At 74.3% G+C, this 13065-nt stretch carries 10 protein-coding genes; 4 read left to right on the top strand and 6 right to left on the bottom strand.

Annotated elements, in window-relative coordinates:
* The 3 genes from hemG to GSY69_RS12385 all read right to left on the bottom strand — a co-directional run.
* A partial coding sequence (gene hemG / locus GSY69_RS12395; RefSeq protein ID WP_160954153.1) for a protoporphyrinogen oxidase occupies positions 1-846 on the bottom strand: 846 nt, incomplete at its 3' end.
* A 1-nt stretch (position 847) separates the two neighbouring features.
* Complete coding sequence (gene hemE, locus GSY69_RS12390) at positions 848-1936, bottom strand: uroporphyrinogen decarboxylase (protein WP_235936532.1); 1089 nt, start codon at positions 1934-1936, stop codon at positions 848-850.
* Positions 1937-2060: 124 nt separating this feature from the next.
* Positions 2061-2558 carry a flavin reductase family protein gene (locus GSY69_RS12385; protein WP_160954151.1) on the bottom strand — a complete coding sequence of 166 codons (498 nt, stop codon included), beginning with the start codon at positions 2556-2558 and terminating at the stop codon, positions 2061-2063.
* A gap of 125 nt (positions 2559-2683) precedes the next feature.
* Here GSY69_RS12385 and GSY69_RS12380 point away from each other — a divergent pair, with 125 nt between their 5' ends.
* Both GSY69_RS12380 and GSY69_RS12375 read left to right on the top strand, forming a co-directional pair.
* On the top strand, positions 2684-3346 hold the full coding sequence (locus GSY69_RS12380) for a DUF3000 domain-containing protein (RefSeq protein WP_160954150.1): 663 nt from the start codon (positions 2684-2686) through the stop codon (positions 3344-3346).
* Positions 3343-4536 carry an HRDC domain-containing protein gene (locus GSY69_RS12375; protein WP_160954149.1) on the top strand — a complete coding sequence of 398 codons (1194 nt, stop codon included), beginning with the start codon at positions 3343-3345 and terminating at the stop codon, positions 4534-4536. The genes GSY69_RS12380 and GSY69_RS12375 overlap by 4 nt, the downstream gene beginning before the upstream one ends.
* A 73-nt stretch (positions 4537-4609) precedes the next feature.
* On the opposite strand, the gene dxs is transcribed toward GSY69_RS12375, so the two are convergent.
* The gene (gene dxs / locus GSY69_RS12370) at positions 4610-6577 is read right to left on the bottom strand and encodes a 1-deoxy-D-xylulose-5-phosphate synthase (RefSeq protein ID WP_160954148.1); all 1968 of its coding nucleotides are present in this window, start codon (positions 6575-6577) and stop codon (positions 4610-4612) included.
* Between the two features lie 236 nt (positions 6578-6813).
* Here dxs and GSY69_RS12365 point away from each other — a divergent pair, with 236 nt between their 5' ends.
* Together GSY69_RS12365 and GSY69_RS12360 are read left to right on the top strand one after the other, a co-directional pair.
* Positions 6814-8355: a DUF5129 domain-containing protein gene (locus tag GSY69_RS12365; protein ID WP_160954147.1), complete on the top strand. Its 1542-nt coding sequence runs from the start codon at positions 6814-6816 to the stop codon at positions 8353-8355.
* Positions 8356-8462: 107 nt separating this feature from the next.
* A complete protein-coding gene (locus GSY69_RS12360; protein WP_160954146.1) occupies positions 8463-9335 on the top strand; it encodes a GNAT family N-acetyltransferase in 873 nt (290 codons plus the stop codon).
* 155 nt (positions 9336-9490) lie between these two features.
* Here the strand turns inward: GSY69_RS12360 and acnA are convergent, their stop codons facing one another.
* The gene (acnA, locus tag GSY69_RS12355; protein ID WP_160954145.1) at positions 9491-12172 is read right to left on the bottom strand and encodes an aconitate hydratase AcnA; all 2682 of its coding nucleotides are present in this window, start codon (positions 12170-12172) and stop codon (positions 9491-9493) included.
* A 285-nt stretch (positions 12173-12457) separates the two neighbouring features.
* On the bottom strand, positions 12458-13065 hold a 608-nt coding region (locus GSY69_RS12350; protein WP_160954144.1), incomplete at its 5' end, for a methyltransferase domain-containing protein.

Below are 13065 nucleotides of genomic sequence, written 5' to 3'. Positions count from 1 at the left end.
GCCGCGGCGCTCCGGGCGCGGGGCCAGCGCCTCGACGCGGGTGCCGGTGCGCACGCGCACCCCCGCCGCGCGCAGCGCGGCCTCGAGGGCGGGCACGAGCGCGGAGATGCCGCCGCGGAAGCTGAGGAACACCGGGGCCGCGTGGGCGGCCTGCGTGCCGGGCACGTTCGCACCGCGGGCGGCGCTGCGCTCGGCGCGCACCGCGCGCACCGCCTCGAGCACCGAGGTGCCCTCCCGGGCAGCCGGCAGCAGCGCGGGCACGGTGGCCGCGAGCGAGAGCTCGCGGCAGCGGCCGGCGTAGACCCCGCCCACGAGGGGGTCGATGACGCGGTCCACGACGGCGTCGCCCAACCGGGCGGCGAGGAACTCGCCCACGGCCGTGTCCCCCGCCACGGGGGCCGTGAGCACCTCGGCGCCCACCCGCTCAACGTCCGCGGCCGGCAGCAGCCCGCGCAGCGCCTCCGGGTCGCCGGGCACGCCCATGAGGGTGCCCTGCGGCATCGGGTGCATGGCGCCGTCCAGGTAGAGCTGCGAGGCCTGGGCGGGATCCGGGAAGACGGGCTCGAGGCCCAGCTCGGCGGCGAGCCCGCGGACCTCGGGGCGCACGGCGAGGCTCGCCTCGGCCCCGGCATCGGCGCCTGCACCGGCCCAGCCGCCCAGGTCGGTGTGGCGCAGGCAGCCGCCCAGCTGGGCGCCGGCCTCCAGCACGACGATCTCCGCGCCCGGGTCGGCCCGGTGGGCAGCCCACGCGGCGCTCAGCCCGGAGATGCCCCCGCCCACCACCGCGATGCGGCGGGGCCGGGCCGACGGCACGGGCAGCGTACGCGAGGTCTGCGGGGCGGGCATGTCAGGCTCCGCGCTCGGCGAGGACCTCGCGGGACACGCGGTGGACCTCCTCGACGATGAGTCCCGGCACCCGCGGGTCGGTGCCCGGCAGCACGCCGTGGCCCAGGTTGAAGACGTAGCCGCCGTCGTGGGCGAGGCCCTGGCGCACGGTGGCCTCGACGCGGGGGCGCAGCGCCTCCCAGTCGGCGAACAGCATGGCGGGGTCCAGGTTGCCCTGCAGCGCCTGGCCGGGCTGCGCCCGGGCCGACGCGGCGGCGAGCTCGACGCGGAAGTCGACGCCCAGCGCGGTCGAGCCGGCGCGGCTCATGGGCCGCAGCAGCTCGCCGGTCTGCACGCCGAAGTGGAAGCTGGGGACGCGGTGGTGGGCCAGCGCGGCGAAGACGGCCGCCGAGTGCGGCAGCACGGCGCGCTCGTAGTCGGCCGGTCCCAGGTAGCCGGCCCACGAGTCGAAGAGCTGGAACGCCCGCGCGCCGCTGGCCAGCTGGACGTCGAGGAAGGTCGCGGAGATGGCGGCGAGCTTGGCCAGCAGCGCGTCGAAGAGCTGCGGGGCACCGAGCATCATCGCCTTCGTCTTCTCGTGGTTCTTGCTGGGCCCGCCCTCGATGAGGTAGCTGGCCAGGGTGAACGGCGCTCCCGCGAACCCGATGAGCGGCACGCCCGGGTGGGCCTCGAGGCCCTGGACGCTCAGGCGCACGGACTCGGCGATGTCGGCCAGCGCCTCGGGCTCGAGGGCCGGCAGCGCGGCCACGTCCGCGGCGGTGCGCACGGGGCTGGCGATGACCGGGCCCACGCCCGGCTGGATCTCCACGTCGATGCCGGCCGCCTGGAGGGGCACGACGATGTCGGAGAAGAAGATGGCGGCGTCCACCCCGTGGCGGCGCACCGGCTGCAGCGTGATCTCCGCGACGAGCTCCGGGGTGCGGCAGGCGCCCAGCATGGTCGTGCCCTCGCGCACGGCGCGGTACTCCGGCAGGGAACGGCCGGCCTGGCGCATGAACCAGACCGGGGTGTGCTCGACCGGCTGGGACAGGGCCGCAGCCTCGAGGACGGTGGGCGCCGGGGCTGGGCTGGCTGGGGTCTGCGCGGGCATGGCAGTCATCGTCTCAGACCGCCGGGCTGGGGGCGAACCGGGCCGGGAGCTGAGCGCGGGCGTCTCAGCACCGCCCCTGCGGTGGGCCGGACGCCGCTCATTCGAGCAGCGGGGTGTCCGCCGCTCATTCGGGCAGCGGGGTGTCCGCCGTGAGGCCGTGGAACACGCGGTTGACGTAGACGAGGGGCCTGCCGGGGGTGTCGACGACGATGTCGTCGATCGCGGCGACGACGACCGTCGAATCGCCCACGGGCACCTGCTCGAGACTGTGGCACAGGAGGGCGGCGTGGGCCGTGGGCAGCACGAGCTGGCCGCCGGGCAGCTCGAGCCAGCCCTGGTCCGGGGTGAAGCGGGGCGCGCCGGGCACGGCGAAGGAGCGCGCGATGCCCACCTGGGAGGCGTTGAGGAGGTTGACCGCGAAGCGCTGCGCGCCCAGCACCTTCGAGGCCGAGCCGCGCGAGCTCGTCACGGAGAACACGAGCGCCGCCGGGTCGAGGGAGACGCTGGCCACGCTCGAGGCCGTGAGGCCGAAGGGGCCCTCGGGCGTCTGCGCGGTGATGACGGCCACGCCGGCCGGATGGTTGGCGAATGCGTGCTTGTAGGCGCGGGGATCGACCGCCACGTTGAGACCTTCTTCTGGGCCGGGAGCTGGGAGGGGGCGCCGGCGCGGGCGGCCGCCCGCGCAGAACTCTACGCTCCCGGCGTGGTTCCTGGGCTGGGCGGCCGCGGGGTCCTATCGTGGAGCGCGTGACTGCGCCCTCAGAGCTCAAGCGGATCCCGGCGGACTTCGACCGGGCCGCCGCCGTGCTCCGCGAAGCCGTGAACACCCCCCACGTGACGATTGCGGAGATCCCCGCGCCCGGCAGGCTGGCGCCGTGGGCGCTGGCCCTGGGCGCCGAGGTCTTCGCCGGCCCCGCTGCCCCGCCGGCCGGGGCGCACCCCGCCCCGGTGGCCGCGCCCACGGGGCCGGTGGATGCGGGCGAGGACGAGCCGGACGAGCTCGCCACCGGGCGCATCGTGGTCCTCTACGACCCCGCCGCCCCCGCGGAGTGGGGCGGGGCCTTCCGCATCGTCAGCTATATCCGCGCCGAACTCGAGCGCGACCTCGGCCACGAGGCGATGCTCGGCTCCGTTGCCTGGTCATGGCTCACGGAGGCCCTCGAGGACGCCGAGTGCGAGGCGCTCAGCATGGGCGGGACGACCACCCGCGTGCTCTCGGAGAGCTTCGGCACGCTGGCCGAGCGCCCCTCGACCATCGACCTGGAGATGCGCGCCTCGTGGACGCCGGTGCTCGCGGCGCCCGAGCGGATCGGCGACCACCTCGAGGCCTGGGTGGCGCTGCTGTCCACGGCGGCCGGCCTGCCGCCGCTGCCCGCCGGCGTGACTCCCCTGCCGGGGCGCCGCCGGTGAGCTCGAACCGCGTCGACGAGTCCCTGCCGCTGCTCGAGCGCCCCGCGGGCGGCGTGCCCCCCGTCATCGACACCGCCGAGGGCATGGCCGCCGCCGCGGCCGCCCTGGCCGCCGGCACCGGTGCGGTGGGCGTCGATGCCGAGCGCGCCTCGGGCATCCGCTACGGGGGCCGTGCCTTCCTCATCCAGCTCAAGCGCGCCGGGGCCGGCATCGTCCTGCTCGACCCCGAGGCGCTGGGCGACCTGAGCCCCATCGACGCGGCGCTGCGCGGCACGGAGTGGATCCTGCACGCGGCGACGCAGGACCTGCCGTGCCTCGCCGAGGTGGGCATGCGCCCCGACCGCCTCTTCGACACCGAGCTCGCCGCCCGCCTGCTCGGCACCGCCCACTTCGGCCTCGCCTCCCTCGTGGGCGAGTTCCTGGGCGTGCGGCTGGCCAAGGAGCACTCGAACGTCGACTGGTCGGCCCGCCCGCTGCCGGCCGACTGGCTGGCCTACGCGGCGCTCGACGTCGAGCTGCTCGACGAGCTGCGCGCGGCGCTGGCCCAGCGCCTGGCCGACGAGGGCAAGTCCGAATTCGCCCGCCAGGAGTTCGAGCACCTGCGCGGCTTCCGCCCCGCCGAGCACGCGGAGCCGTGGCGGCGCACCCACGGGCTGGGCGCCCTGAAGTCGCGGCGCGCGCTGGGCCGCGTGCGCGCCATGTGGGCCGTGCGCGACGACCTCGCCGAGGAGCGCGACGTGGCGCCCAGCCGCATCGTCGCCGACCGCATGCTCATCGCCTACGCCCAGGCGAACCTGCGCTCGGCGGCGGATCTGCAGCGCATGCGCGGGCACAGGCGGCCCACCCCGGCCGATGCGCGGCTGCTCTTCCACGCCCTCGCCGCCGCGGACAAGCTGCCCGATGAGCAGATGCCCCCGCGCCGCGCGCCCGATGACCGGCAGCCCGGGGGCCGCGTCGACCGGGAGGTCGTCAAGGACCGCCTGGGGCGGATGAAGGCCGCCGTCGCGCAGGTCGCGGCCGAGCTCGGCATGGCCCACGACGTGCTGCTGACCCCGCGCTACGTCAAGGCCCTCGCGGCGCAGCCGGAGGTGGGCGACGCCGAGGCGGTGGCCGCGTTCCTCACGGCTCAGGGCGCCCGCCCGTGGCAGGTCGAGCACACGGCCGCAGCGCTCGCCGCGGCGGGCGCGTAGCGGCCGCGGCGAGCAGCGGCGGGCGCGTAGCGGCGGGCGCGGCGCTCCCGAGCCGAGTTCGGGCGGTGGGGCCTCAGACGGCCCGCGTCGAGGCGCGCGCGGCGCGCCGCTGCACCTCCGCGGGGAGCATGCGCACGATCGACTCCACCATGTCCGCGACATCGAGCCCGGCGTAGCCGAGCACCTCCCCGCGGGTGCCGTGGGGCAGGAACTCGCCGGGCACGCCCAGCTCGACGACCCCGGTGCGGGTGTCGTCGTCGCGTAGGTCCTGGCGGATCTGGGAGCCGATGCCGCCCGTGCGCACCCCGTCCTCGATGACGGCCACGAGCGCGTGCTCGGAGCCCATCCGCAGCACGGAGCCCGGCACCGGCAGCACCCAGCGCGGGTCGAGCACCGTCGCGCCGATCGAACGGCGGGCGAGCTCCGCGCGCACCTCGAGGGCGCGCTCGGCCAGCGCGCCCACGGACACGATGAGGACGTCGTCGGCCAGCTTCTCGGCGGGCCGGGCGAGGATGTCCGCCCCGTCCGGCGTGCGCTCGAGCGCGGGCACCTCGGCGCCCACGGTGCCGCGGGAGAAGCGGACGACGGTCGGGCCGTCGTCGACGGCGATGGCCTCGTCGAACTCCTCGCTCAGGCGCTGGGCATCGCGCGGGGCGGCCAGGCGCAGGCCCGGCACGATGCGCAGCATCGCCATGTCCCACACGCCGTGGTGGCTGGCCCCGTCCGGTCCGGTGACGCCGGCGCGGTCGAGGACGAACGTCACGCCCTGCCGGTGCAGCGCGACGTCCATGAGGACCTGGTCGAAGGCCCGGTTGAGGAACGTCGCGTAGAGGCAGACCACCGGGTGCAGCCCGCCGTAGGACAGGCCGGCGGCCGAGGCGACGGCGTGCTGCTCGGCGATGCCGACGTCGAAGACCCGCTCCGGGAACTCCGCGGCCATCGCCGCGAGGCCCACCGGGATGAGCATGGCCGCGGTGATCGCGACGAGGTCCTCGCGCTCGCGCGCGGCCGCGACGATCGCCTCGGAGAACACGGACGTCCACGAGGCCCCCGCCGCGGGCTGGGCCTTGCCGGTGCGCGGGTCGATGACGCCCACCGCGTGGAACTGGTCGGCGTCGTCCTCGAGCGCGGGAGCGTACCCGTGGCCCTTCTGGGTGATGGCGTGGACGATCACGGGGCCCTGCGCGTACTCACGGGCCCACGTGAGCGCGCGCTCGAGCGCGACGAGGTCGTGCCCGTCGACCGGCCCGACGTACTTGATGCCGAGCTCGTCGAACATGCCCGTGGCCGGCGCCGAGGACCCGGATCCGCCGGCGGCGCCGACGACCATGTCCTTGAGCCCGCGCTTGACGCCGTGCATGGCGGTGTAGGCGGCGCGGCCCGGCGAGCCGGACTGCTGGAGCCGGTCGCGGCCCCAGCTCAGGAGCTTCTCGTAGCCCGGGCGGGTGCGCAGGAAGTCCAGGTGCTCGGCGAATCCGCCCACCGTGGGCGCGTAGGAGCGGCCGTTGTCGTTGACGACGATGACGAGGCGGCGGGGGGGCGTCGAACGGTCCGCGGCGATCGTGTTGAGCGCCTCCCAGGCCATGCCGCCGGTGAGCGCGCCGTCGCCCACGACGGTGACCACGCTGCGCTCGGCCTCGCCGCGCAGCTGGTGGGCCTTCGCGATGCCGTCTGCCCAGGACAGGGCCGCCGAGGCGTGCGAGTTCTCCACGACGTCGTGCTCGCTCTCCGCGCGCGAGGGGTAGCCGGACAGGCCGCCGCGCTGGCGCAGCGTGTCGAACCGGGCGGCGCGGCCGGTCAGCAGCTTGTGCACGTAGGACTGGTGGCCGACGTCGAAGAGGATCGTGTCGCGCGGGGAGTCGAAGACGCGGTGGAGCGCGGTGGTGAGCTCGACGACGCCCAGGTTCGGCCCCAGGTGCCCGCCGGTCCCGGCGACGCTCGTGATGAGGAAGTCGCGGATCTCCTTGGCCAGCACCTCGCATTCGGCGCCGCTGAGCGCCTTGACATCCTCCGGTCCGGAGATGTGCTCCAGGAACGTCACCCGTGCCTCCTGCCTGCCCGCGCCGGCTCGCTGGGTCCGGCGCACTGCATGTCGGTCGGGGTCCAAGTTTAGCCGCCGTTCGCCCGGTGTTCGCCCGCGGCGGCCACCGGCGGGGCGCCGACGGGGCGCCTGCGGGGGCCCGGGGCCACCAGAGTGCCCGCGCGGCGGCTCCGCGAGCGGCGAAGACGCCCGGAGCCTGTGCCGCCTCCGGTGGCCGGATGCGGCACCATGGAGGGATGTCGACAGCTTCCGCCTCCCCCGCCCAGGCGACCAGCGCCTCGGGCGCGGCGGTGACCTTCGCCCGCCGTGTGCGCGCCGCCCAGCTGCTAGCCGCGGCCCTCATCCTCGCGGTCTTCGCCGCCGCGGCGGCCGTCCTCGTCGCCGGCCGCCCCGATGCCCCGGTGACGGGTGTCGAGGTCGAGGACTCCAGCGGCCTCCTCGACCCCACGGGGATTCGGGAGGCCGCGTCCGGGCTGCGCGCCTACCGGCCCACGCGCATCGTCGTCATCGGCGACCGCGGCGCGGCCGGCCAGAACCTCAACGAGAAGACGCTGTCCTGGGCGCGCGCGCACCCCGACGCGGGCCTGCTCAGCGCGGACGGCCGGGTGTGGGCCGATGGCGTCTTCCTCATCGCGCTCTCCGTCACCGCCGATGGCTCCGCGGGCTCCGAGCCGCACGGCGACATCGGCGTCTACATGGGCGAGGACCTCAAGGTCTCGAACGGCGCGCAGCGCGACATCCAGGATGCGGGCAAGGACGCCTTCCGCGAGCGCAACTGGACGCAGGGCATCGTCGACACCGCCCGCGCGGGCACGGGGCTCCTGGCCCGGCCGCTGTGGGCCAGCCCCGCCCTGGCAGTCAGCGTCGCTGTGATCCTCGCGTGCCTGCTCGCGTTCAGCGCCTACCTGCTCACCGGGCTGCGCCGGCGGTTCGGGCAGGCGGCCGTCGCCTTCGACGACGGCACCCGCGACATCGACGAGCGCGCGCGCAGCACCGAGTTCATCCCCGATGCGGGCTTCGGCGCCCACGTGCGCGCCGCCGCCGCGGACCTGGTGCGCCGCTACGAGAGCCTGCTCGGGCTGCGCGATGCGATCGCCTCCACTCCCATCGTGGCGCTCGGCGGGCTCAACCCGCGCCTGCGCCGGCGCATCCGCACCCTCGAGGCGGACACGGCGCAGCTGCGCACCGAGGCCCGGATGGTCGAGCGCTCCGCGCGCCTGTACGGCCGCGACGAGGGCTGGCAGGCGGTGTGGAGCGAGGAGGTCGACGAGACCCGCACGTTCCTGCGCTCGGCGCTCACGGACTCCGCGATCCGGTTCCGCGCCTCGGATGCGGCCCGGATGGACCTCGCGGAGTTCGCCCAGGAGGCGCTCGCCGAGCTCGAGGAGATCGAGACCCGCGGCATCACCGGCTCGGCCGCCGAGGTGGATGCGGGCCTTGTGCGCATCGGCCAGCTGCGCGCGCAGCTGAGCCAGCGGATGAACCGGATCCTCGAGGAGACCCTGCCGGCCGATGCCCGCCAGGCCAAGTGCATCCGGGAGGGCATCGAGCAGCGCCGGCGCCGGGAGGCCGAGCGCAGCTCCTCGCTCACGGGGTTCGTCGATCGCGGCTCCGTGTTCGTCCCCACCGCCTACGCCGCTGGCTGGAGCATCGGCATGCAGAACTACCAGAGCGCCCAGTCCCCCGGCTCCGCCGGGGTGAGCGGGGGCGGCTACACGACCGGCTACGGCGGTTCGGCCGGCGGCTTCAGCGGCGCCGGGAGCTCCTCGAGCTTCTGAGCGGCCGGGCCGGGCCGCTGAGCGGCCGGGCGACTGGGCAGCCGGGCGCGGGGATGGCCGGGTGCCTGAGCCCCGGGGCCGGGCCAGCGCGGCGGTAGCATGCGGCCATGAGCGAACCGCCTGCCGCCGCCCGTGAAGCCACTGCCCACGATGAGCCTCGCCGCGATGCGCCCGATCCCGCCCGGCCGGCGGGACCAGACGGTGCGGACGAGGTCGATGCCCCGGGCGGCGTGGACGCCCTGGGGCGCCTGTGGCCGCCGTTCGGACTGCGGATCGTCTCCCCGCGGCTCGTGCTGCGCCTCGTCCGCGAGGCCGACTTCCCCGCCTACGTCGCGGCCGCCGCCTCCGGTGTCGTCCGCACCGCGCGCAACCCGTTCGCCCACGCCTGGAACGAGCAGCCGCCGGCGGAGCTCGCGCGCAGCTCCCTGCCGTGGCTGTGGTCGAAGCGGGCGGCCGTGGGCCCCAACGACTGGTACCTGTTCCTCGCGGTGTTCCTGCGCGACTCCGACGGCGGCGAGGGCCGTCTCATCGGCATGCAGGACGTGGGCGCCCGCGACTGGCCCGTGCTGGCCACGGTGACCTCGGCCAGCTGGCTGCGCGCCGATGAGCAGGGCAACGGCTACGGCAGCGAGATGCGCGCGGCCATGCTGCTGTGGGCCTTCGACCACTTCGGCGCCGCCTTTGCCGAATCCGGCGCCTATGACTGGAACGCGGCCTCGCTCGCCGTCTCCGCCACCCAGGGCTACGAGCGGGTGGGCACCACGCGGGTGGTCGACGCCCACGGCACCGCCCCGGAGACCCAAGTCGAGCTGCGCCTGGCCGCCACGGACTTCCGCCGCCCGGAGTGGACCGTGCAGGTGCGCGGCAGCGCAGAACTCGCCGCCTTCTTCGCCGGCGAGCCCCCGCCCGCAGCGAACGACACCGCGGCCGGCGGCACCGCGGGCGCACCCGGCACCGAGGCCGCACCCGGCAGCGCCTGAGACCCGCGGAAGCGGTTGAGGCCAAGCGCCGGAGCGCGAGCCGGCGGCCTGATCCCGCGGGGGCACAGCCATACCCGCACGCGCGAAGGGCGCCGGGGAGTCTGACTCCTCGGCGCCCTGCGCGCATGCGGTCCGGCACTGCCGGACGGGCCGGCTCAGTCGATGAGCGAGCGCAGCACGTACTGCAGGATGCCGCCGTTGCGGTAGTAGTCGGCCTCACCCGGGGTGTCGATGCGCACGACGGCCTCGAACTCGGTCTTCGTGCCGTCCTCCTTCGTGGCGGTCACGGTGAGTGCGGCGGGGGTACGGCCCTCGTTGAGCTCGTCGACGCCGGCGATGTCGAACGTCTCCGTGCCGTCGATGCCCAGGCTGTCGGCGGATTCGCCGGCCGGGAACTGCAGGGGCAGGACGCCCATGCCGATGAGGTTCGAACGGTGGATGCGCTCGAAGCTCTGCGCGATGACCGCGGAGACGCCCAGGAGCTTCGTGCCCTTGGCCGCCCAGTCGCGCGAGGACCCGGAGCCGTACTCCTTGCCGCCCAGGACGACGAGCGGGATACCCGCCTCCTGGTAGTTGACCGACGCATCGTAGATGGTGGTCTGCGGGCCGCCGTCCTGCGTGAAGTCGCGGGTGAAGCCGCCCTGCACGCCGTCGAGCAGCTGGTTCTGCAGGCGGATGTTGGCGAACGTGCCGCGGATCATGACCTCGTGGTTGCCGCGGCGCGAGCCGTAGGAGTTGAAGTCCTTGCGCTCGACGCCGTTCTCGATGAGGTACTTGCCCGCGGGCGTGTCGGCCTTGAACGAGCCGGCCGGGGAGATGTGGTCGGTCGTGACCGAGTCGCCGAGCTTCGCGAGCACGCGGGCGCCGGAGATGTCGCTGACCGGCTGCGGCTCGCGGTCCATGCCCTCGAAGTACGGGGGCTTGCGCACGTAGGTCGACTTCTCATCCCACTCGAAGACCTTGCCCTCGGGGGTGTCGAGCTGCTGCCAGCGCTCGTCGCCGTCGAAGATCGTGCCGTACTCCTCGTGGTACATGTCCGTCGAGATCGACTCGTCGATGACGGACTCGACCTCCTCCGGGGAGGGCCAGATGTCCTTGAGGTAGACCTCGACGCCGTCCTCGTCCTTGCCCAGGGGCTGGTGGTCGAAGTCGAAGTCCATCGTGCCGGCCAGCGCGTAGGCGATGACGAGCGGCGGGGATGCCAGGTAGTTCATCTTCACGTCGGGGCTGATGCGGCCCTCGAAGTTGCGGTTGCCCGACAGCACGGCGGTGACGGAGAGGTCCTCGTCCTGGATGGTCTGCGAGATCTCCGGCTCGAGCGGGCCGGAGTTGCCGATGCACGTCGTGCAGCCGTAGCCCACGATGTAGAAGTTCAGCGCCTCGAGGTCCGGGATGACGCCGGCCTTCGTGTAGTAGTCCGTGACGACCTTGGAGCCGGGGGCCACGGAGGTCTTCACCCACGGCTTGGAGGTCAGGCCGCGCTTGCGGGCGTTGCGGGCCAGCAGGCCCGCGGCCATCATGACCGAGGGGTTCGAGGTGTTCGTGCACGAGGTGATCGAGGCGATCGCCACGGCGCCGTTCTTGAGCTCGAACTCGCGGCCGTCGGGCATCGAAACCTCGGCGGACTTCTCCTCCTCGCCGGTCTTGGCGTAGTTGTGGATGTCCTTGGCGAACTGCGACTTGGCGTCGGAGAGCTCGATGCGGTCCTGGGGGCGCTTGGGCCCGGAGATCGAGGGCACGACGGTGGAGAGGTCGAGCTCGAGGTACTCCGAGTAGGCGACCGCCTCGTCCGGGTTGTGCCACAGGCCCTGCTCCTTGGCGTAGGCCTCGACGAGGTCGAGCTGCTCCTGGGAGCGGCCGGTCAGGCGCAGGTAGCCCATCGTGACCTCGTCGACGGGGAACATCGCCGCGGTCGAGCCGAACTCGGGGCTCATGTTGCCGATCGTCGCGCGGTTGGCCAGCGGCACGGCGGAGACGCCCTTGCCGTAGAACTCGACGAACTTGCCCACCACGCCGTGCTGGCGGAGCATGTCGGTGATCGTGAGCACGACGTCGGTGGCGGTGACGCCCGAGGGGATCTCGCCGGTGAGCTTGAAGCCCACGACGCGCGGGATGAGCATGGAGACCGGCTGGCCGAGCATCGCGGCCTCGGCCTCGATGCCGCCCACGCCCCAGCCCAGGACGCCCAGGCCGTTGACCATCGTCGTGTGCGAGTCGGTGCCGACGAGGGTGTCCGGGTAGGCGCGGGTCACGCCGCCCACCTCGCGGGCCATGACGACGCGCGCCAGGTACTCGATGTTGACCTGGTGGACGATGCCCATGCCGGGCGGGACGACTTTGAAGTCGTCGAAGGCGGTCTGGCCCCAGCGCAGGAACTGGTAGCGCTCGCCGTTGCGCTCGTACTCGATGTCCATGTTGCGCTGGATCGAGTCCTCGGAGCCGAACGAGTCGATCTGCACGGAGTGGTCGATGACGAGCTCGGCCGGGGCCAGCGGGTTGATCTTCGCCGGGTCGCCGCCGAAGCCGTCGACGGCCTCGCGCATCGTGGCGAGGTCGACGATGCAGGGCACGCCGGTGAAGTCCTGCATGACCACGCGGGCGGGGGTGAACTGGATCTCGACGCTCGGATCGGCGTTCGGGTCCCACTCGGCGAGGGCGCGGATGTGCTCCTCGGTGATGTTGGCGCCGTCTTCGGTGCGCAGGAGGTTCTCCAGCAGCACCTTGAGGCTGTACGGCAGCTTCTCCGAGCCCTTGACCGCGTCGAGGCGGTAGATCTCGTAGGACTTGCCGCCGACTTCGAGGGTGCTCTTCGACCCGAACGTGTCGACGTTGCTCATCGTGAATCTCCTGTTCGTCTGCTCGCGATACCCGGCGCCTGCGCCGATTTAGACAACGTTTGTGTTCCCTAAAGTATCTTGACGTCAAGATAAATCTTACCGCATCGCCCCGCGCGAATCCAACGAACGCGCGCCCTGGGCGGGTCCCGGTGCGAGGGCGCGCGCGGGCAATTACGCAACACCGCGCGCACGCTGGGAAGACTGCCGTTTCCGCCGCCGAGGCGCGGGCCGGCCGGGCGTCCGCACCGGCGCCGGACGGCCGGTCCGGCAGGGGCCCCGAGGGGCTCAGCGGGCGAAGACGGCCACCGTCTCCTGGTGGGCGGTGAGCGGGAAGAGGTCGTGGGCGGCGAATGATGCCAGAGCGAACCCGCCCGCCGCCAGTCCCCGGGCATCGCGGGCGAACGTCGCCCCGTCGCAGGAGACGTAGACCAGGCGCTCGGCCGGCGAGGCGAGGATGGCCTCGACCACCCGCGCGCCCAGCCCCGCGCGCGGCGGGTCGACGACGACGGCCTGCGCCTCCGGCAGCCGCTCGAGCGATTCAATGCGGGCCGCGGCGAACGTCGCGGCCGTGCCGTTGGCCGCGGCGCTGTCGCGGGCGGCGGCGATCGCGGCCGGAGAGCCCTCGATGCCGTGGACGCGCACACCGGGCTGCGCGGCCAGCCGCACGGAGAACAGGCCGGCACCGCAGTACAGGTCGAGCACGGACCCGGCCCCGCCGGCGGCCGCTGCCACCGCATCGGCGAGCACCTGGGCGGCGTCGCGGTGGACCTGCCAGAAGCCATCGCCGCGCAGCCGAAAGCGCAGGGGCGCGCCCTGCGCCCCGGACACCTGCTCGGCCACCCGGCCGTCGCCGGCCAGGAGCTGCGGGTCCGCGGCGGCGCCCGAACCGCGGC

Source organism: Brevibacterium rongguiense (genome assembly GCF_009857845.1).
GTDB lineage: Bacteria > Actinomycetota > Actinomycetes > Actinomycetales > Brevibacteriaceae > Brevibacterium > Brevibacterium rongguiense.
This window is presented reverse-complemented; position numbering and strand designations above follow the sequence as displayed.

What these genes read in the sequence shown, in the direction of transcription:
- hemE (WP_235936532.1), bottom strand. Translation starts at nt 1,936, where the DNA reads ATGCCCGCGCAGACCCCAGCCAGCCCAGCCCCGGCGCCCACCGTCCTC.
- GSY69_RS12360 (WP_160954146.1), top strand. Translation starts at nt 8,463, where the DNA reads ATGAGCGAACCGCCTGCCGCCGCCCGTGAAGCCACTGCCCACGATGAG.
- acnA (WP_160954145.1), bottom strand. Translation starts at nt 12,172, where the DNA reads ATGAGCAACGTCGACACGTTCGGGTCGAAGAGCACCCTCGAAGTCGGC.
- GSY69_RS12365 (WP_160954147.1), top strand. Translation starts at nt 6,814, where the DNA reads ATGTCGACAGCTTCCGCCTCCCCCGCCCAGGCGACCAGCGCCTCGGGC.